Below are 21,763 nucleotides of genomic sequence, written 5' to 3' on the forward strand. Positions count from 1 at the left end.
ATTGGTTTAATTTCCATGTTTGGAATGGAATTTCAAACGCATCAACCTCAGGTCTTCTTCCGCGTAATCCCCGTCGAACTCATCATAAGCATCTCCGATATTGTCGCTCTTGGCTTCCATGAAATAATCGAATATTTCCTGTTGCTGCTCTTCATCGAGGATTTTGTTAATATAGTAGTCGATGTTCAATTTGGTACCTGAAAATACAATAGCCTCCATCTCTTTGATTAATTCCTCAAAAGATAATCCTTCTGCGGAAGCGATGTCTTCCAGATCGATTTGGCGGTCGATATTTTGTATGATGTATACCTTAAATTTGGATTTATTGGCGACGGTTTTAACTACCATATCCTGAGCCCGTTCGATTTCGTTGTCATCCACGTATTGTTTGATCACCTCGACAAACTCCTTACCATATTTTTGAGCCTTTCCTGTTCCTACTCCTTGTATGTTAGCTAACTCTTCGAGGGTAATCGGATAGTTGATACACATGTCTTCCAGTGACGGGTCCTGGAAAATAACATAAGGGGGCAGATTGTTTTTCTTGGCTATCTTTTTTCTTAAATCTTTCAGTATGGCAAATAATGTGCTGTCTAACGCTGAAACACCCCCCTTTTCCTGAAGTTTCTCTTCAGATTCTTCAAAATTATGATCTTCCATCAGCATAAAATCTTTAGGTTCTTTTAAAAATTCGTGTCCTTTTTGAGTTAATTTAATGACACCGTATTGTTCAATATCTTTTTCTATATAACAGCTAACTAAGGCTCTTCTGAAAACCATATTCCAGAATTGGGGAGTTTTTTCAGAACCGATACCGAAAGATTCCAGTTCGTCGTGATGATACGATTTTATAGTAGAATCGGTTTCTCCCATCAGAATATTTACCAGATGCTCGACCTTGAATTTCTCTTTAACTTCCAGAATCGTATTTAAAGCGTCGATCAAATATTCTTTCCCTTCGAATTCTTTTTTGGGGAACAGGCAATTATCGCAGGAACCACAATTTTCTTCCTCGTAGGTTTCACCGAAATAGTGTAACAGGACTTTTCGCCTGCATAGGGAAGATTCCGCGTAAGAGACGGTTTCAAACAAAAGTTGTTTACCTATCTCTTGCTCCGCAATGGGTTTCCCCTGCATGAATTTTTCTAATTTCTGAATATCTTTATAACTATAAAAAGTCAGGCAATAACCTTCTCCTCCGTCTCTTCCCGCGCGTCCGGTTTCCTGGTAGTATCCTTCCAGACTTTTGGGTATATCGTAGTGGATAACGAATCTGACATCCGGTTTGTCAATGCCCATACCGAAAGCGATCGTTGCGACAATGACGTTTACCTCTTCCATTAAGAATTTGTCCTGATTCATGCTCCGGGTTGCCGCATCCATCCCCGCGTGATAAGCGGCTGCTTTGATGCCGTTCACACATAAGACTTCTGTCAGTTCTTCTACCTTTTTTCGACTCAGGCAATAAATAATGCCTGATTTACCCTCGTTGTTTTTAATAAATTTGATGATGTCTTTTGTCGGATCGATCTTCGGTCGTACTTCGTAATATAGATTAGGACGGTTAAAAGAAGATTTGAATACTTGGGCATCCAGCATATCTAAGTTTTTCTGAATATCGTGTTGTACCTTCGGTGTTGCCGTTGCCGTTAAGGCGATTATGGGAGCTTTCCCTATTTGTTCCACGATAGGACGGATTTTCCGGTATTCCGTACGGAAGTCATGCCCCCATTCGGAGATACAATGCGCTTCGTCCACGGCAAAGAAAGAGATATTGACCTTACGGAGGAATTCGATATTACTTTCTTTGGTTAATGACTCCGGAGCTACATACAATAATTTTGTTTTGCCGTTGAGTACGTCTTCTTTTACGCTTAATATGTCGTTTTTACTGAGAGAAGAGTTCATGAAATGAGCTACGCCTTCAGATTCGCTAAAGGAGCGCATTGCATCCACCTGGTTTTTCATTAAAGCAATCAGCGGAGAGATTACAATCGCTGTCCCTTCCAGAATGAGAGCGGGCAGTTGATAACATAAAGATTTTCCCCCTCCCGTAGGCATTAAAACAAAAGTATTGTTTCCTGCCAGTACATTCTTAATAATCTGCTCCTGATTCCCTTTAAAATTATCAAAACCGAAATACTCTTTTAATTTAGCATGTAAATCAATTTGCAATCCCATGATTTTATTAAAAATTTCTACACACCTCCATAGGAGGGAGTGCAAATTTATAACTTAATTTTTTTGTACAAACAAAATAGGCGATAATAAATCTATTCCTACACATTTTTGGGGCAATCGTAAAAAAATAATACTTTTGCCCTTAGTAAAGTTATAGACAAAAACCGAGTGTGCAATAAATTTTGATTTTTTTTTTTGCTGAAACTCGTTTTTTGAAATTAATAAACGAAAAGGAGCATGGTAGACATAAAATCAATCGCCTTGAATGTGATTCGGGATGAGGCCGAAGCTATTCAGAATCTGTCCCGATACATAGATAAAGACTTTGAGGCTGTCGTAAAATTGATTTACGAGAGCAAAGGACGCGTCATTGTTACCGGTATCGGTAAAAGTGCCATCATAGCGACGAAAATTGTAGCGACCCTAAACTCAACGGGTACTCAGGCTATATTTATGCATGCCGCTGATGCTATTCACGGTGATTTGGGAATGATCCGGGAGGAGGATGTGGTTATCTGCGTTTCAAAAAGTGGAAATACTCCGGAGATAAAGGTACTCGTCCCGTTGATACGGAATATAGGTAATCATAACATCATAGCCATGGTCTCTAATACCGATTCTTTTTTGGCACAAAATGCGATGTATGTTTTGAAGGCAAAAGTGGAAAAAGAGGCCGGTCCTTTAAATTTAGCCCCGACAAATTCAACTACGGCACAATTAGTGTTAGGAGATGCATTAGCAATGTGTCTGATCGGTTGCAGAAGTTTTTCTAGTCGGGATTTTGCTAAATATCATCCGGGAGGTTCTTTGGGAAAACGTTTGTATTTAAGGGTCGCAGATGTTTTTGATAAAAATAATCGTCCTTGTATCAAGAAGGAAGCGGGAATTCGTCCGGTGATTTTAGCGATGTCGAAAGGAAGATTGGGAGCTGTTGCTATTGTGGACGAAAACGAGAAACTAATAGGGATTATTACAGACGGTGATTTACGGAGAATGATGGAGAAATATGAAGATGTCGACGGATTGACGGCAAACGATATTATGTCGAAGTCTCCGAAGACTATTTTTGAAGAGGAGTTGGCTTATAACGCCTATCGGTTGATGGAAAAAAATAGTATTACTCAACTGGTCGTTGTTGACGAGAAGTTACGTTATAAGGGAATCGTTCATTTACATGACATATTGCGCGAAGGGGTGGTTTGATGGGATCATGATTTTAAAGGTGGCAATGAAAAATTTAAAAGTGGGAGATTTTGAATATGATGAAACGCGCAAAATTCATTCTATTTTTATTTTTGTCTTTATGGATTACCGAATTATCGGCACAAACAACTAAAGTACGCGGACGGGTGACCGATGCCAAAACGGGAGAGCCTTTACCTTTGGTAAGTATCTCTTTTGTCGGAACTACGATCGGAATTACCACGGATTTTGACGGATATTATACAATTGAAACCCGCGCTGAAGTGTCGGAGATTATGGCGGCTTATCTTTCTTACGAGCGGCAGGTGGTAAAGATAAAGCCGGGAGCATTCAATACGGTGGACTTTAAACTGGTACCGGTTGTTACGGATTTAGAAGAAGTGATGGTGACTCCGGGGGAGAATCCTGCTCACGCTATTTTGCGTAATATCTCTAAAAATAAGAGACGAAACAACCCGGCCGAGAAGGACTCTTATCATTGTTCCACTTATACCAAAATGGAACTGGACGTGGCCAATATAAAACCGGAATTTAGAAATAAAAAACTGCAAAAGAATTTCGGCTTTATATTTCAATATATCGATACCTCTGTTATAACGGGTAAAGCTTATCTGCCCGTTATGATTTCGGAAGCTTCAGCTGACTATTATTATCGGAAAAACCCCCGCTTAAGCAGGGAAATTGTAAAAGCCAGTCGTATATCGGGCATAGAAGAAGATTATACCCTGGCCCAATTCACGGGACATCTGCACGTGAACGTGAACCTGTATGATAATTATATTAATATTTTTGAAGTAAACTTTGCCAGTCCTTTAAGTGAACACGGATTGATGTATTATAAATATTTTTTGGTGGATAGTGTTCAAAAGGAAGGGAGAAAGATATATAAGATTCGTTTCCATCCCAAGGGAAAATCGATTCCGGTTTTCGACGGAGAGATCAATATCGATTCTTTGACCTGGGCTTTGGAGTCCGCTACCTTGCGTATGGTAAAGGGATTAAATGTAAACTGGATTCGAGATTTGGTGATTGAAAATACCAACGAGCTGGTGAATGATTCGACCTGGTTTTTGAAACAGGACAAAATCATGGCGGATTTTACCGTGCAAATGAAAGATTCCTCTAAGTTGATATCTTTTATGGGACACCGGCAAATCGACTATTCAGATGTAAGGATTAACGAGGATATTCCGCCGGAAATTGCCAGGTTGGATAATGATATGATATTGAGTGAGGATGTGTTGAAGAATGATGAGAGTTATTGGCAGTCGGTGCGTCCTTATCAGTTGAGCGAACGGGAACAGAATATCTATAATATGGTAGACTCGATAAAGAATGTGCCTTTGTATCAAAACATATATGATTTGATCAATACGGTGCTGTTCGGTTATTATCCGGTGAAAAAAGTGGAGTTGGGACCTTATTATAAGTTATTCAGTTTTAATAAGCTGGAAGGTGCAAGATTCCAGCTGGGAGCCCGTACCACGAGTGAATTCAGCAAGAAAATACGCCTGAGCGGTTACGGTGCTTACAGTACGAAAGACAATGAATTTAAAGGAGGGGGGAGTGTGGAGATCGTATTCAATACGTTGCCGACTTCCAAAATGACGATCGGGGGTAAACATGATGTGCTTCAATTGGGTGCGAGCGAAAATGCTTTCACTACCGGAAATATTTTAAGTTCTATTTTCTCCCGGGGTAATAATGAAAAATTGACGCTTATCAATCAATTTGATTTACGGTATGAAAAAGAGTGGTGGTCGTGGTTTACCAATACTTTTGCCTATGAATACAGACAGATGTTTCCTACCCCTTATGTGGATTTTTTCCGTCCGGATAGTATGGAGGTAAGCCAGATCCGTACCTCACAATTCCGCTTGGGATTGCGTTTTTCTAAAAATGAGGTAGTGGTACGTAAGACTTTCGACAAGATGTCTATGGGGTCTAAATACCCTATTGTCGGTATGGATTTGATCGCAGGTGTAAAAGGGGTTTTTAACAGTCAATACAATTATCAACGTTTGGAGCTTTCCGTTAAACATGATTTTACGATTGCTCCGATAGGTTACAGCGACGTTATGTTGTCCGGAGGGAAAATATTCGGAAAAGTTCCCTATCCTTTGTTGAAATTGCATGAAGGGAATGCGACCTATTTCTATGATCCTTATGCTTTTTCTTGTATGAATTTCTACGAGTTTGCCTCGGATTTGTGGGGAGCTGTTTTCTGGGAACATCATTTCCGGGGATTTTTCTTGAGTAAAATTCCGTTAATGAAGCGGTTGAAGTGGCGCGAGGTGGCGACAGTAAAAGCGTTGTGGGGATCTTTGTCCGATAAAAATAACGGAAGCCGACCCGACACGGAAGCTTTGTTGCTCTTTCCCCAAGGAATGTCTTCGGTTTCGAAACCTTATATAGAGGCTGGGTTCGGTGTTGAAAATATATTTCGATTTATTCGTATCGATGCCATGTGGAGAATAACTCATCGGAAGGATAAAGATAGGCAGGACGTGGATAATTTTGCCATTAATTTTTCCTTGCATTTGAATTTCTGACGGAGAGTTATCGTATAGGCAAATTGTCACTTTTGATCATTTTTGGGTGACGGCTTTTACTTTTACGTCGAAAAGAATTATCTTAGCGCGATAAAACTGAATAATATGAAATTAAGGGCTGAGGATCTGGTAAAAAAATACAAAAGCAGAACCGTCGTAAAAGGAGTTTCGGTAAACGTGGAGCAAGGGGAGATCGTGGGGTTGTTAGGGCCGAACGGGGCAGGAAAGACGACCTCTTTTTATATGATCGTAGGTTTGATCAAACCGAATGGCGGACGTATTTTTTTGGACGATACGGAAATTACGACGGAGCCGGTGTACCGGAGAGCTCAACTGGGAGTCGGTTATCTGGCGCAGGAAGCTTCCGTGTTCAGACAACTGAGCGTGGAAGATAATATCAAAGCCGTACTGGAGATGAGTAAGTTCCCGAAAGATTATCAAAAGCAACGTTTGGAAGAGATGTTGGATGAGTTCGGGTTGCAGCATATTCGAAAAAGCAAAGGTATCCAACTGTCGGGGGGAGAACGTCGGCGTACGGAGATTGCGCGGGCTTTATCCATTTCTCCGAAATTTATTTTGTTGGATGAACCGTTTGCCGGTGTCGATCCCATTGCCGTGGAAGACATTCAGAGTATAGTACAGAAATTGAAAGAGAAGAATATCGGTATTTTGATTACGGACCATAACGTACAGGAGACCTTGTGTATTACCGACCGGGCTTATCTGCTGTATGACGGACGTATATTGCAATCGGGTTCAGCGGAACAATTGGCGGAAGATCCGGAGGTGAGACGCGTATACTTGGGAAAGAATTTTGAACTAAGAAGGAAAAAATAAAAAAAGGTTTAAAAATTTTGGAACTGATAAAAAAGCACTATATTTGCACCGCAAATTAGCAAGCGGGCGTGGCGAAATTGGTAGACGCACTAGACTTAGGATCTAGTGCCGCAAGGCGTGGGGGTTCGAGTCCCTTCGCCCGCACTTGAGAAAGAGCTGGCCGCCTTCATTTAGGTGGCTTTTTTGTTTGTTTTATCATTATTATCATTTATCATAGAGAAGTATGAATATAACACAAACCCAGATCGATGACCTTAACGCAACTCTTAAGGTTCAATTAGATAAGGATGACTACGCTACCCGCGTGAACGATGCATTGAAGGAGTATCAGAAGAAAGCAGTAATTGACGGTTTTCGTAAAGGTAAAACTCCCTTTGGGATCATAAGGAAGATGTACGGTAAGGCCGTGTTGATAGAGGAGATCAATAAATTGATAGGAGAAGGGCTGACCAAATATATTCAAGACAATACACTGAATTTGCTTGGGGAACCGCTTCCTAACGAAACGGAAGGACAGGATTTGAATTTGGATCAGGAGAATTTCGAATTTACTTATGATATTGCATTGGCTCCCGTGATGAATGTGAAGTTGAGCAAGCGTGAGAAAGTACCTTATTATACGATAAAGATTGATGATGAAATGATAGACAAACAGGTCGAGAGTATCTGTAAAAATAGCGGAAGTCTTGAGGTCGTTGATGTTGTTGAAGGGACAGAGTATTTGAAAGGTGAGCTGATCGAATTGGACGAAAACGGGAAACCGAAAGAGGGAGGAATTCGCAATGAGGATGCTTCTGTTTCCGTGTATCATATGAAGGACGAAGAGGCTCGTAATGCTTTTATCGGGGCAAAAGCGGGAAGTGAAGTTATTTTCAATCCGGCAAGAGCTTATCCGAATAAGACTGATTTTGCCGCCATGTTGGGAGTAAGCAAGGAGGAGGCTGAGAAAGTTAAGTCTGATTTCTGTTTGATTGTCAGTGAGATAAAAAGATATGTCGATGCGGAAGTTAATCAGGCATTGTTTGATAAATTATATGGAGAGGGTGCGGTAAAGAGTGTGGAGGAGTTTCGCGCTAAAGTAAAAGAAGATTTAGGAAACCAGTTTAAGGGACATAGTGAATATCGTTTCTCTGTGGATGCTCGCGATAAAATGCTGAAAAAGAATGAGGATGTTGTTTTGCCGGAAGCTTTTTTGAAACGTTGGATGGTGGCTACGAACAGGGAGATGACACCCGAATCGGTAGAGAAGGACTTCGATTCTTATCGGGAGGAGTTCAAGTGGCAGTTGATTAAGACTGCTATGGTTAAGGAGTACGAAATAAAGGTAGAGGATGAGGATATGAAAGGAATGGCTCGTGAGATTGCGGCAGCTCAATTGCAACAATACGGATTGTACGGTCTGACCAATGAACAGTTGGACGGTTTTGCCGTTCGTTTGTTGGAAGATCAAAAGCAACGTGCCAATATGTACGAGAGAGCTTTGGAGAATAAAATTTTCGCTACCGTGAAAGAAGGTGTAAAATTGGAGGAGCAGTTGGTAACGATGGATGAATTCGGGAAATTGTTTGAGAAGTAATTTTTTTCAATATAGAAAAAACTGCCGGAAAATTTTTTCCGGCAGTTTTTTTATGTTTCCTATTGTTTTTAACATGTTTTGTTTTTAAAATGGAATAGATTACTCTATTTTTGCTGTATGAATAAAGTCTTGTATCTGATCTTGTTATTGCAATTTGTTTCGTGTTTTACTTTTGCTCAAGCTCGGCATCCCGCTAATATAAGAATAAGTGCAGATTTTAAAGATACCCCCATTTTAAAGGTATTGGAAGAGATAAAGCAAAAGAGCGGAATCAGTTTTTTATGTAATCACGAACAAGTTCGGGAACTTCCTCCCGTTACCAAACGTTTCCGGTCGGAGACGATAGAGAATATATTGAAATTTTGCCTGAAAGATTCCGGACTTGATTTTCAGTTTGTCAATCGTGTTATTATTATTACTCCCATGGAGCCTGAGATGATAAATAAAATGGAGATTTCCGGTCGGGTATATGATATCTCCGGACTTCCTTTACCCGGAGTAACCGTGAAGTTGGATGGGACTGTTGTCGGGGTCTCCACGGACCGAGAGGGGCGATTTCGGTTGGATATTTACCCTCGTGAAGCGGGAGTTCTTCTTTTTTCTTTTGTCGGGATGAAACCGCGAAGGATTCCGATTATTCAGGGGCGGACAACGGGTATAAGTGTCTTTCTGGAAGATGATCCGGAATTGATAGATGAAGTGGTGATTACCGGTTATTCTAATTATGCGAAAGGTAGTTTTACCGGAAACTCAACAACTATTTCCGGAGATAAATTGCTGAGGGTTTCAAAAACCAATCTTTTGAGTGCCATTCAGACGTTTGAACCTTCTTTCCGAATCCATGGGAATAATGAATGGGGATCAGACCCGAATACCTTGCCGGAACTTTACGTGAGGGGACGGTCGGGTATAGGAGTCACGGAGTTAAGCAAGGAAGATTTGACGAAGTCGGCCTTGGAAAATAATTCCAATTTGCCGACGTTTATTCTGGACGGTTTTCAGATTGATATTCAGAAAGTGTACGATATGGATATGGATCGGGTGGAGAGTATCACGATTTTGAAAGATGCGGCGGCAACGGCGATGTATGGTTCCAGGGCCGCCAATGGTGTTATCGTTATTACCACTCGGGGAATACGGCCGGGAAAATTGCATGTCGGCTACCGTATGAATGGGGAGGTGGCGTTTCCTGATTTGTCGGATTATAATCTGATGCATGCGGCAGAAAAAATTGAAACCGAACGGATGGCAGGTTTGTTCGAACCGGATAATGCCTCTTCTGAGGTAGCGGGACTTGCGGAGTATAATAGTAAGTTGAAACAATTGGCTAAAGGAGTCGATACCTATTGGCTGTCGAAACCGGTACGTGCGGTTTTCAATCATAAACACTCGCTGGTTATGGAGGGGGAGACCGGAAACCTGCGGGTGGGGGTGGACTTTCTTTATCACCAACAGAACGGTGTTATGAAAGGTTCTTTCCGGAACCGGACCGGTGGAGGTTTAAACCTCGATTTTCGTTATCGTTCTTTGCAACTTCGGAACAGGATATCTTATTACGCTGTCCGGTCGGAGGATTCCCCTTATGGGGTATTTAGCGATTATACGAAACAGCTGCCTTACGACGAATATCGGGATGATAAAGGAGACGATCTGCCTTATTTACAAAATTGGCATTCCGGCCCCTTGAAACTGAATCCTCTTTATGAAGCCGGTTTAAAGAGTTTTGCTTATTCGAATTATAATCAATGGATCAATAATTTCGATATAAACTGGTACGTGAATGATTACCTCTCTTTTAAAGGAGGAATCAGTGTGAGTCACCGGACTTCGGAGCGGGAGGAGTTCACGGATCCGCATTCCTTGAAACCGGTAAATCTGGAGAGTACATTGAAAGGCTATTTGGACATAAGAAAGGGAAAAGCTCCGGAGTGGAATACGAATGCTTTGGTAACCTATGACAGGTCGGTGGGGGTACATTATATTCATATGACGGTAGGAATAAATATTCGTTCTTCCCGGACTGAGTATATATCTTCTGCTTACCGGGGATTTGCTTCAGGGGATTTACATTCTCCCAATTATGCCATGGAAGTCGTTGTAAAACCGACGTTGGGAGAGGTGACCAAAAGACTTTTGGGTGTATTCGGGAGTCTGAATTATGCTTATCGCTCGATCTATTTGTTTGATGTTGCCGGGCGTGTGGACGGTTCTTCCGAATTCGGAAAAAATAGACGGTTCGCCCCTTTTTGGTCGTTGGGTGCGGGAATCAATCTGCACCATTGCTCTTTTATGAAAAAAGGGTCTGCTGTGGATCGTCTGAAGGTAAGGATGAGTTACGGGCAGACGGGGAAAGTGGATTTTCCCGCCTATTGTGCCATCTCCACTTACGAGGTGACCTTGGATGACCTGTATAAAACGGGTTCCGGGGTTTTGATGAAGACTTTGGGAAACCCTAATTTGAAATGGGAACGGACCAATACGATGGATATCGGAATGGAACTGGAACTGTTTAAGGGGGTGTTGGCTTGTAATTTGAGTTATTACGATAGTCGCACGCGCGATTTGATTACGGATGTGACGATTGCAGCCTCTTCCGGCTTTCCCTCTTACAAAGATAATTTGGGAGAGGTACGGAATCGGGGAATCGAATTGTCATTGAGTGGAAACTTGATAAATAAATCCGATATTCATTTGAATGTGTACGGTAATTTGTCGCATAATCGGAATCGAATAATGAAGATTTCCGATGCCTTGAGAGAGTATAATCGAAAAGTTGACGGGTACTATGGAGACTATCACGAGGGGCTGAGTGATTTAAAATATACCCGTCCATTGTTGAAATACGTGGAGGGGGGATCTTTAACCGCCATTTGGGGAATGCGCTCTTTGGGAATCGATCCTTCCACGGGGAAGGAGCTGTTTCTTGGTCGACAAGGAACGATGACCCAGGAGTGGAAGTCCGGAGAACAAGTTGTCATTGGAGATTACGAACCGGATGTTCGCGGAGCTTTCGGATTTAATGTGAAATACAAGGGATGGACATTATTCGCCTCTTTTCTTTATGAGTTCGGAGGACAGCGATACAACGAGACCTTGGTTCGAAAGGTGGAAAATGTAGATATTGCCGAAGAGAATGCAGATCGTAGGGTTTTGTTGGAAAGATGGCGTAAACCGGGGGATAAAACATTTTTAAAAGATATTCGGAATAGGGAGTTAACCCGGCCGACCTCCCGTTTCTGTCAGGATTATAATGTACTCTCTTGGGATGCGGTGTCGTTGGGATATGATTTGGATCGAATAGGGACGGAACGTTTGGGAATAGAAACCATGAGACTGGAATGGAGTATGAATGATGTGTTTCGTTTCTCCTCCATAAAAGAAGAGAGAGGTATTTCTTATCCTTTTGCCCGGAATATGAGTCTTACTTTAAAAATATCTTTTTAATGAAATCGGTATTGGGGATAATAGCTGTTTTGATCGTATTTGCGTTTACCTCTTGTGAAAAGTGGTTCGAGGTAACTCCGGCCGGAGAGGTGGCGGAGGATGATCTGTTTCGGAATGCAGAAGGATTTCGGAACTCTCTGAACGGAATATATCAGGGTATGAGTAGGGCTTCACTTTATGGCCAGGAGTTGTCCTGGGGTTTCATCGATGTGTTGGCTCAGTATTATGACGTGAGAAATTGCAATGATATCGGTTATCGGGTGGTTATTGATGCGGATGATTACAATTATTCTCACGCGACCGTTCGGCCGAGATTGGATACGCTATGGATAAATGCCTATCATTTGATAGCCAATTGCAACACCCTTCTAAAACGGATAGAAAAGACAGATTCATCTTTGTTCAGGGATGGAGGCGGGGAGTTGGAGAGGCGATTGATAGAGGGAGAAGCATTGGCTATTCGGGCTTTTCTTCATTTCGATATATTACGGCTTTTTGCTCCGGCTCCTCTCGTTCATAGTGGAGAAAAGCGGGTGCCTTATTGTGATCAGGCCCCCTCTGTTAATTTTCCTCGTTTAACAACGGAGGAGGTGTTGGGGAAAGTCATCCGGGATTTGGAAAAAGCCAAAAGGTTGACAGCTTCGTTTGATACCCTTTACCAAACTCAGATAATGTTGGTGGATTGTCGTTTAGGAGATTCGAAATTGGCCGGGGTAAGCGATTTCCTGTCTTTTAGGGGGTATCGGTTAAATTATTATGCTATATGCGGGTTATTGGCCCGGGTGTATCTCTATCAGGGAGATAAGGCGTCGGCGATGAGAGAGGCGGAGAAAATGATTTACTCTTCTCTCTTTTATTTTTCAGAACCGTCGGAAGCTAAAAAGGGGAATTTAAAACTATATGATGATGTTATTTTCGGACTGTATAATAATAAATTGGTTGATATATACGGAGCTTTGAATGATGAGGGGCGTACCTCTTACTCCTATCTTTTTTTGAAAGATCGAGAAGAGCTCCGGGATAAGGATCCGGATGACGTGAGGGTGGGCGAAAGTTTGGTGGTTAAACGAAAGGATAGGGACGTATGTGGTAAGTATTTTTACGTGGCTCCTCCGGCTTATCGCTTAAACAACAAATTGATACCCGTATTGCGTCTGAGTGAATTGTATCATATCTATATCGAATGTGTATATGATTTGGTCGGAGAAGAGAGAGCAAAGGCGGTGTTCGCCTATTTACGCTTTTGCCGGGGATCCCGACGGGAACTCTCCTTAGGGAGTAAGGAGCGGCTTTATCGCGAACTACTGTGGGATGCCCGCAAAGAGTATACGGCTGAAGGACAGTTGTTCTATATGTATAAAAGACTGAATCGGAATATTACGGTTGATGGTAAGACCTATGGAATGTCGAAGAATTTTGTATTTCCTCTTCCGGAGGTAGAGACTAATATATGATGAAAATGCGGAAAATAGGATGGATCGGTTTGTGGATTCTTGTTTCTTGTTCTTGTGGTAAGTCCGAAATGAAAATGTTCGGCGGAAAGAATTATGTCTATTTTGCCGGACGTTACGATCGGGATAGCGTCGAGGTATCGTTTTATTTTCATCCGAATACGGAAGTGTTGAGTATCCCGGTTCATTTGAAGGTCTCCGGAGATTTGCTGACTGAAGATAAAACATTCGTGATTGAAGCGGACGAGTCTTCGACGGCGGAAATTACCGATTATACTTTGCCGGAGTGGAAATGGAAGGCGGGGGAGGTTGAAGATTCTTCTTTTCAGGTGGTTTTGCACTATTCGCCTAAATTGGAGACCCGAGTTGTCCGTTTGGTTTTGAAAGTCGTGGAGAATGAGAACTTTTTACCGGGGGATATGCCTTACCGGAAAAAGATCATTCGATTTTCTGCTTTAAAATCAAGGCCGTTGTGGTGGAATGATAAGATTACGGACGAATATTTGGGACCTTATACGGAGAAAAAATTGGATGTTTTCATGGAAATTACCGGGGTAGGCGATTTGACAGGACTGGACGAAAACAGAATACGTTCTTTGGCGGTTCAGTTCAAGTATAAACTTATTGAAGAGGCAGAAAAGGGGAATATTATTCAAGATGAAAATGGCCCCATGTATAAAACGGTAAGTGTAAGCGTGTAATGAGAAAAATTGTTTTAGGAATAGGGATATGTTGTCTCTTGTATGGTTGTTACAAGGATAAAGGAAATGATGACTATGTTCCCGTCAACGAAATCGTCATTCGGGGAATCTCGGCCCTTTATCAAAAGAATGCGGGGGAAATATTGGAGATAAAACCGGAAGTTTATTATAGTTACGATACGATGGCTCCGAAGCATTGGGCTTATCGATGGAAGATCCAAAGGGGTAAAATAATAGGTAATCAGCAGGATTTGCGTTATCTGGCTGATACGATCGGAGAGTTTGAATGCTATTTTAGCGTTAAGGACAGCGTCAATGGTATTGAGTATGTTAAGGAGTTTATGTTGCGGGTGACGTCCCGTTACAATAAAGGATGGATGATATTATCCGAAAAGGATCAGATTTCCCATCTTTCGTTTATTCAAGAGAGGAGTCGGGGAAAAGGGACGGAGTATACGGCCTATCCGGATGTGTATGAGGTCGAAAACGGGGATGTGTTGGGAAGTTCCCCGGTAAAGTTACGAGAACATTGGCCGGGGAGTGATTATTCGGAGGCGGCCGGGGAAGTGATGGTCATGCAGAGAGGCGGACAGGGGTGTGTGGAATTAAACGACGTCTCTTTCCGGAAGGTGATGCATACGCGGGATGAGTTTCTTGAAAAAAATTATCCGCCGGGTTTTGTCATTAAGGATGCGCTTCACGGGATTTGGTCGGGTTATTTGCTTAGTGAAGATGGCGGTTTGTATTTTCGGAAGTATTTGACGAATGAAATATTGCATAGTGGAGCTTTTATGCAATTTAGAGCGGCTTACGGGGGAGAAGAGCTTCAGGTCGACCGATTGGTGCTTACCGATTATCAAAAGGTCCCTTTCTTTTTGTTGTACGATGAACGGCATAGAAGATTTTTGTGGATTTCTGATGCTGAAAAAGATGCGACTCGTATTGAAAAATTATATTATAGGGAGGAAAGACCGGCCGCATTTATGGATATCACGGGATTACCTTCCGGAGTAGACCTGTCGTATATAGGGTATTTGAGCGAGGAGTACAAGAGTTGTGGATTTTTAGTACTGTTGCGACGGAATGATGAGGTGATTGTCCAAACTTTTTCTGTTACCCTTGATCGGGAAATTATAAATCCCTATGCGGTGAAATTCAAACATCCGGATCTTTTGGATGGAAGAAATGTAATGACCCTTTTGCCTAAGCGTGGGTATTTGCTTTTTTCGGGTGGTATGGACCAGCGGGGGTTGTATTGTTATGATCCTGTTTCTAATGATATCAGGCAAGTATATCTATTCGATAGTCCGGTATGTTCGATAGCTTATAATTCGGACGTGACAGACCGGACGAATACCCGGATCGGGGTAGGGTTGGAAAATGGGACCTTCATGGTTCTGGACGCCTCTTCCGATTCTATTATGACAGGTCTTGTCCCGTTATATACTTCAGCTACCTCTTTTGGACGAATCGTCGATGTTGTTTATAAAATGCAACTTAAAAGTGCTTTGTAAGCTGCTTTCGCCTCTAAAGTAGTATCCTTATTCTTTGGATTACGAGAATTGAAGCAGGATTATAAAGAGAGGAAAAACATGGAATCGTTTTTAAGTAAATGAGCTATTATTTTTATCTTTGTTCAAAATTATTTGACAGGAGATGGATGAGAAAAATAGGGAAAAAGAGATCTATCGGGTAACAATCATAGGTTCTGTTGTAAATTTTTTATTATTGGCTTTTAAATTTATTGCCGGAATATGGGGGAAGAGTAGTGCTATGATAGCGGATGCCGTACACTCTTTATCCGATTTTGCGACGGATGTGGTTGTTCTCTTTTTCGTGAAGGTCTCCGCAAAGCCGAAAGATGAGGGACATGATTACGGACATGGAAAATACGAAACGTTGGCGACAACGATTATCGGGTTGATATTGTTATTGGTCGGAACCGGTATCTTTTGGAACGGGTTGAATCGTATTTTGGCCGTGACGAGGGGGGAGGAGATTGGCAGTCCGGATAGGATCGCTTTAATAGCGGCTATTGTTTCGATTGTTTTAAAGGAGATTTTATATCGTTATACCCTTTCGGTGGGGAAAAAAGTAAATAGTCAGGCTGTCGTCGCTAATGCCTGGCATCATCGTTCGGATGCATTTTCCTCAATCGGAACGGCTTTGGGTATTGGCGGAGCTATTTTTTTAGGAAAAGAGTGGCATGTTTTAGACCCGGTTGCTGCGGTTGTCGTGAGTATTTTTATAATAAAAGTTTCAATTCAGTTGATGACTCCCGCTTTGAACGATTTATTGGAACGCTCTCTCCCGGAAGAAGTGGAAAAAGAAATTTTGACCGTTATAAGTGAAGATGTGCAGATAAAGGACCCTCATAATTTGCGAACGCGTCGTATAGGAAATGATTTCGCCATAGAGATTCATGTACGCGTCAACGGTGAATTGACGGTGAGGGTGGCTCATATGATTGCAACGGGAATCGAAGAGCGTCTGCGAAAGAAATACGGTCCCCGTACGCATGTTGCGGTGCATGTAGAACCGGAAAAATAACGTGGAGCGATGCAGGTATACAGGTTGTTTATTTTTATGTATTTCGTTTCGTGCGTGCTCGTTTCGTGCGGAGAGAAAAAAGCGAAAAGGCCTTTTGTATATTTTAGAAATTATTCCCGTACGTTCAATGATTTGAATAATAGGCATATCGATGCTGCTAAGCGCTTGGGAATAGAGCCTCTTGCTTCTTCTGGTGAATTTAAAAGAGCAAGTAGAAAGTTGAAAAAGATCTCTTCCTGTGGATTGTATCATGTGGATGAGTTGACCCATTCGATCCCTTATTTGGTTCCGGAGGCTTATGATTTGCTGGAAAAAATTGCAGAGAATTTTAAAGATTCGCTTCGTGCCAAAGAGCTTCCGGGACATAAACTTATTGTTACGAGTGTATTGAGGACAGGAACAAGCGTTAACCGATTGAAGAAGAAGAATCTGAATGCCAGTTCTAATTCGGCTCATATATACGGGACTACTTTTGATATCGCTTATTCTCGTTACAAGCGAAAAGGGTCGAAATCGGAGACCAGGGATAAGTTGAAAACCGTATTGGCCGAAGTACTCCGGGATTTACGTAAGCAAAAAAGATGTTACGTCCGTTACGAGTATAAACAGGGCTGCTTTCATATAACGGTACGGTAAAGGTTTAAATTGTAAATTCAGCAATTCATACCCATGTACAGACAAGACAGAAAGTATGGTAAGATGCTGCTTTAGCTTAAAAATTGATTATCTTTGCGGACTCGTGCGAGCGGAAGGAGAGAAGGATCTTGTTATTGCTCGATAGCTTTAATTTAATGTATAATTAATTGATAATAATATATTATGAGTCTACAATGTGGAATCGTCGGTTTACCGAACGTGGGAAAATCGACCTTGTTCAATTGTTTAAGTAATGCGAAAGCCCAGTCTGCTAATTTCCCTTTCTGTACGATAGAACCGAATGTGGGGGTAATAACTGTGCCGGATAAGCGATTGAATAAATTGGTGGAATTGGTACAACCTCAAAATGTAGTACCAGCTGTGGTCGAGATCGTGGATATTGCCGGATTAGTAAAAGGGGCCAGCAAGGGAGAAGGTTTGGGGAATAAGTTTTTGTCTAATATTCGGGAAACGGATGCTATAATTCATGTTTTGCGTTGTTTTGATGACGATAATATTGTCCATGTGGATGGAAGCGTTGATCCGGTAAGAGATAAAGAGATTATAGATACGGAGTTGCAGTTGAAGGATTTGGAGACGGTTGAAAATCGATTGTTGAAAGAGGAGAAAAGGGCGAAAACCGGAGGAGATGCCTACGCGAAAAGACTTGTGGAAGTATTGTATCTTTATAAAGAAGCACTGGAGAGAGGGGAGTCCGCCCGGTCTGTTAAATTGACCGACTTACAGCAGGAGGTTGCTAAGGAGCTGATGTTATTGACGAATAAACCGATTTTATATGTTTGCAACGTGGACGAAGTATCTGTTGTAAAGGGTAATAAATACGTGGATGCGGTTCGAGAGGCCGTGAAGAACGAGGGTGCGGAGGTTTTGGTGATTGGAGCGGCCATTGAAGCGGATATAGCCGAATTGGAAACGTACGAGGAGAAACAGATGTTCCTTGAAGATTTGGGGTTGGAAGAGGCAGGAGTCAATAAATTGATCCGGACGGCTTATAAGCTGTTGAATCTGAGAACTTATTTTACGGCAGGACCGAAGGAAGTTAGGGCGTGGACGTTTAAGAATGGAATGAAAGCACCCCAAACCGCCGGCATTATTCATACTGATTTTGAAAAAGGATTTATTCGAGCGGAAGTTATTAAATACGAGGATTTTATTGCTTTCGGGTCGGAGGCTAAATGCAAGGAGGCGGGAAAAATGTCCGTGGAGGGAAAAGATTATGTCGTGCAGGATGGCGATATGATGAATTTCCGGTTTAATGTATAATAGGTGGAAGAACGATAATCAAGACGGTTTTGCTTTTTAAAGGCATAACCGTTTTTTAATTGTGCTTATGAAGACGTTGACTCGATTATTCGGTTTTGATCCGCGTACGATGCGTGTAAAGACAGAGGTAATGGCCGGAGTGACCACTTTTTTGACGATGTCGTATATTTTAGCGGTAAATCCAGATATGCTGTCTGCTGCTGCCATGGATAAAGGTGGGGTTTTTACGGCAACGGCATTAGCCGCGGCTGTCGCTACTTTGTTAATGGCCGTATTGGCCAAGTTGCCCTTTGCTTTGGCTCCCGGAATGGGACTGAATGCTTTTTTTGCTTATACTTTGGTACAGGTCATGGGATTTTCTTGGGAACAAGCGTTAACTGCTGTATTTATCGAGGGAATAGTCTTTATTTTGTTGACACTTTTTAATGTGCGTGAAATGATAGTGAATGCTATCCCTGCCTGTTTGCGTCAGGCCATTTCCGTGGGCATAGGTTTGTTTATTGCTTTTATCGGGTTAAAAAATGCAGGGATTGTGGTCTCTGATCCGGTTACCTTTCTTGCGTTGGGGAGGTTTACCCCGTCGGCCGTATTAGCCATGACGGGTATTGTTTTGGGAGGAGTATTGTTGGCCAGGCGTGTGAAAGGTGCTCTCTTTTACGTGATATTGGTCTGTACTTTGATCGGAATTCCTCTGGGTATTACTCGGATCCCGGAAAACTTTTCTCCGGTTTCTTTACCGCATTCTCTTGAGCCCGTGTTTCTTAAATTTGATTTTCATGCATTATGGGATCCCGATATGTTGATTGCCATATTCTCGTTGATTTTTATGGATATATTTGATACATTGGGAACTCTTGTAGGGACGGCTAACAAGGTGGGAATGGTGGAACCCGACGGAAAAATTCCCCGAATAAAAAAAGCGTTGTTGGCTGATGCGATAGGAACGACGGCCGGAGCCGTATTGGGAACCTCTACAACGACAACCTATGCCGAGAGTGCGGCAGGAATTGCGGAAGGAGGACGTTCCGGACTTATGGCTTTTACGGTCACCTTGCTCTTTTTAGTCTCTCTCTTTTTTGCACCTCTTTTTTTGTTGGTTCCCAGTGTGGCGACGGCCGGAGTTTTGGTAATCGTAGGCGTATTTATGTTCGATGCCGTGGGGAAAGTTGATTTCGAAGATATGACAGAAGTACTTCCTGCTTTTATTACGATACTTATGATGCCTTTGACTTATTCCATTGCCGAGGGGATCGTTCTGGGAATGTTGTCTTATACTTTTTTGAAAGTGTTGAGCGGAAGGTATCGTGACCTGAATCCGGTCATGTATGTTTTATCCTTATTGTTTATATTGAAGTATATATTTGTTTAACAGCCCTTGAGAGAAGGAAGACTACTCTTCCGGCTCTCTGTTTATAACGTAGTTTCTCCATTTGGAGATGAGTTGTTGCATGTCGTCCGGAATTTCCGAATCAAAGGCCATGTATTTTTCCGTCGTCGGGTGAATGAACCCCAAGGTTTTGGCATGTAAAGCCTGACGAGGGCAAATGGCAAAACAGTTTTGTACGAATTGTTTGTATTTGCTGAAAGTCGTTCCTTTCAGTATTTCATTGCCGCCGTATTCCGGGTCGTTGAATAACGGATGTCTGATATGCTTGAAATGAGCCCGGATTTGATGGGTCCTTCCGGTTTCAAGTACGCATTCAATGACATTTACATATCCGAGACGTTCCAGCACACGGTAATGGGTGACGGCGTGTTTGCCGTATTCACTGCCTTCGGGAAAAACGCCCATGATTTTCCGGTTGGAAAGATTCCTGCCGATATTGCCGATGATCGTACCGTTATCTTCTTCTAAATTGCCCCAACAGACGGCGACGTACTTCCGGTCGGAAGTTTTATTGAAAAACTGTAAAGCGAGTTTTGTTTTGGCTTCTTCTGTCTTGGCAATGACCAATAGTCCGGAAGTATCTTTGTCTATCCGGTGAACAAGTCCCGGTCGGGGGTCATTTTCTTTAAAAAGAGGATTGTCTTTTAAATGCCAGGCCAAGGCATTGACCAACGTGCCCGTGTAGTGGCCGAAAGAGGGGTGTACTACCATACCGGGTGCTTTATTTATGATTAGCAGGTCATCGTCCTCGTAAACAATATGGAGTGGAATGTTTTCGGGAATGATCGTGATCTCTCTTTTCGGATGAGACATCATCACCGAAACCACCTCTTTGGGTTTTATCTTGTAGTTGGGTTTTACAGGTTTCCCGTTTACCAATATATTACCCGCTTCGGCGGCATCTTGTATTTTAGTACGTGAGGCGTTGGGAATCCGGTCTACTAAGAATTTGTCGATTCGTAAAAGGGCCTGTCCGGAATCTGCTTCCAGACGAAAATGTTCGAATAACCCTTGTGCTTGTTCTTCCTCTTCGTTCAGTTCGTCTATATCTTCTATTTCTTCGATCATTCTTCTTGTGTTTCAGTGGAAAGAGAATCCTGTACAGCTAATTTTTCCTGATCTTTTGTCAAATAAACCGTTAGGTAACTTCCTAAGGTAATCTTAGGATGTTCTTCGATATCCGGCGTTTGTTGGTAGATAAAAGCTTCAAGTCGATCTTGTGGGGTACGAATGGTTTCATCTGTAATAACCTCTCCTAAATTTAAGAAAGAGAACAGAATAAGAGTTTTGGCCTCTTCTAAGGTTTTGCCCCGTAAATTCGGAATGAAAATCTGGTTATTACTTGTATTCCCATCCCCTAATATGATATCGATACTCTCTCCTTTCTGGATAATATCTCCGGGTTCGATAGGTTCCTCCTTGTACATGAAACCCAATACCAGATTCTTAAAATTGGAGGAGGTATATTTTAGTCGGCCGATATTAAAACCGATATTTTTTAACTTTTGAATGGTCTGTCTGAATGCCGTGTTTTTTAGATTCGGGAAAATCAACTTTTCCGGAGCGTTGGCATTGATGGTGAGTTGAATGGTCCGGCTGTTTTTTACCTTGGATTCGGGAGACGGAAATTGCTCGACGACAGTTCCCGCTTTCGCATGATCGTCGTAGATAGAGTCGATAACGACGGCGAATAAATTTTTTTCTTGAAGAAACGGTGCGGCCTCCGAAGGCGTGAGTCCTCGTAGATCAGGTACGGAAATGTATTGACCGTGCAGAGTATAGCTGTCTAAACGTTGGAGAACAACGTAACCGATAAGAAAAAGAAGTAACACGGCTACCAGCAGGTTGATGCCCCAGAATATGATTTTTTTTGTATTGAATACACTCATAAAATTTTACGTGTTTGAATATTTCATCTTTCCGATTTTTTTACTCAGAATGATGGATTGATCTCTTTCCCT

15 protein-coding genes and 1 tRNA gene are annotated in these 21,763 nt (G+C 42.1%); 13 read left to right on the forward strand and 3 right to left on the reverse strand.

The window, feature by feature from the left end; all coding sequences use genetic code 11:
• Positions 1–6: 6 nt before the first annotated feature.
• On the reverse strand, positions 7–2,181 hold the full coding sequence (gene recQ / locus DMB45_RS12340) for a DNA helicase RecQ (RefSeq protein WP_041504345.1): 2,175 nt from the start codon (positions 2,179–2,181) through the stop codon (positions 7–9).
• Positions 2,182–2,418: 237 nt separating this feature from the next.
• Here recQ and DMB45_RS12345 point away from each other — a divergent pair, with 237 nt between their 5' ends.
• The 13 genes from DMB45_RS12345 to DMB45_RS12405 all read left to right on the forward strand — a co-directional run bounded on the left by DMB45_RS12345 (position 2,419) and on the right by DMB45_RS12405 (position 19,784).
• A complete protein-coding gene (locus DMB45_RS12345; RefSeq protein WP_041504346.1) occupies positions 2,419–3,384 on the forward strand; it encodes a KpsF/GutQ family sugar-phosphate isomerase in 966 nt (321 codons plus the stop codon).
• A 56-nt stretch (positions 3,385–3,440) separates the two neighbouring features.
• Positions 3,441–5,936, forward strand: a complete 2,496-nt coding sequence (locus DMB45_RS12350) for a DUF5686 and carboxypeptidase-like regulatory domain-containing protein (RefSeq protein WP_110688811.1) — start codon at positions 3,441–3,443, stop codon at positions 5,934–5,936.
• 105 nt (positions 5,937–6,041) lie between these two features.
• Complete coding sequence (lptB, locus tag DMB45_RS12355) at positions 6,042–6,773, forward strand: LPS export ABC transporter ATP-binding protein (protein ID WP_041504347.1); 732 nt, start codon at positions 6,042–6,044, stop codon at positions 6,771–6,773.
• A 62-nt stretch (positions 6,774–6,835) separates the two neighbouring features.
• A tRNA-Leu gene (locus DMB45_RS12360) sits at positions 6,836–6,917 on the forward strand.
• A gap of 79 nt (positions 6,918–6,996) precedes the next feature.
• Positions 6,997–8,349 (forward strand): trigger factor, encoded by a 1,353-nt coding sequence (tig, locus tag DMB45_RS12365; RefSeq protein WP_041504348.1) that lies wholly within the window; start codon positions 6,997–6,999, stop codon positions 8,347–8,349.
• 117 nt (positions 8,350–8,466) lie between these two features.
• Positions 8,467–11,793: a SusC/RagA family TonB-linked outer membrane protein gene (locus DMB45_RS12370; RefSeq protein WP_110688812.1), complete on the forward strand. Its 3,327-nt coding sequence runs from the start codon at positions 8,467–8,469 to the stop codon at positions 11,791–11,793.
• Complete coding sequence (locus tag DMB45_RS12375; RefSeq protein ID WP_041505131.1) at positions 11,793–13,247, forward strand: RagB/SusD family nutrient uptake outer membrane protein; 1,455 nt, start codon at positions 11,793–11,795, stop codon at positions 13,245–13,247. Before DMB45_RS12370 ends, DMB45_RS12375 begins: the two co-directional genes overlap by 1 nt.
• 5 nt (positions 13,248–13,252) lie before the next feature.
• Positions 13,253–13,945 (forward strand): DUF4843 domain-containing protein, encoded by a 693-nt coding sequence (locus tag DMB45_RS12380; RefSeq protein ID WP_160289156.1) that lies wholly within the window; start codon positions 13,253–13,255, stop codon positions 13,943–13,945.
• Positions 13,945–15,459, forward strand: coding sequence for a PKD-like family lipoprotein (locus DMB45_RS12385; RefSeq protein ID WP_110688813.1), 1,515 nt, complete (start codon positions 13,945–13,947; stop codon positions 15,457–15,459). The genes DMB45_RS12380 and DMB45_RS12385 overlap by 1 nt, the downstream gene beginning before the upstream one ends.
• 142 nt (positions 15,460–15,601) lie before the next feature.
• On the forward strand, positions 15,602–16,495 hold the full coding sequence (locus DMB45_RS12390) for a cation diffusion facilitator family transporter (RefSeq protein WP_041504353.1): 894 nt from the start codon (positions 15,602–15,604) through the stop codon (positions 16,493–16,495).
• Positions 16,496–16,504: 9 nt separating this feature from the next.
• The gene (locus tag DMB45_RS12395; protein WP_041504354.1) at positions 16,505–17,131 is read left to right on the forward strand and encodes a DUF5715 family protein; all 627 of its coding nucleotides are present in this window, start codon (positions 16,505–16,507) and stop codon (positions 17,129–17,131) included.
• 183 nt (positions 17,132–17,314) lie between these two features.
• On the forward strand, positions 17,315–18,415 hold the full coding sequence (gene ychF / locus DMB45_RS12400) for a redox-regulated ATPase YchF (protein ID WP_041504355.1): 1,101 nt from the start codon (positions 17,315–17,317) through the stop codon (positions 18,413–18,415).
• A 67-nt stretch (positions 18,416–18,482) separates the two neighbouring features.
• Positions 18,483–19,784 carry an NCS2 family permease gene (locus DMB45_RS12405; RefSeq protein WP_041504356.1) on the forward strand — a complete coding sequence of 434 codons (1,302 nt, stop codon included), beginning with the start codon at positions 18,483–18,485 and terminating at the stop codon, positions 19,782–19,784.
• A gap of 21 nt (positions 19,785–19,805) precedes the next feature.
• Here the strand turns inward: DMB45_RS12405 and DMB45_RS12410 are convergent, their stop codons facing one another.
• Both DMB45_RS12410 and DMB45_RS12415 read right to left on the reverse strand, forming a co-directional pair.
• Positions 19,806–20,870 (reverse strand): RluA family pseudouridine synthase, encoded by a 1,065-nt coding sequence (locus tag DMB45_RS12410; RefSeq protein ID WP_041504357.1) that lies wholly within the window; start codon positions 20,868–20,870, stop codon positions 19,806–19,808.
• Positions 20,867–21,691 carry a PASTA domain-containing protein gene (locus DMB45_RS12415; RefSeq protein WP_041504358.1) on the reverse strand — a complete coding sequence of 275 codons (825 nt, stop codon included), beginning with the start codon at positions 21,689–21,691 and terminating at the stop codon, positions 20,867–20,869. Before DMB45_RS12415 ends, DMB45_RS12410 begins: the two co-directional genes overlap by 4 nt.
• Positions 21,692–21,763: the final 72 nt, after the last annotated feature.

It is taken from the genome of Sanguibacteroides justesenii (assembly GCF_003204205.1).
Classification (GTDB): Bacteria; Bacteroidota; Bacteroidia; order Bacteroidales; family Marinifilaceae; genus Gabonibacter; species Gabonibacter massiliensis.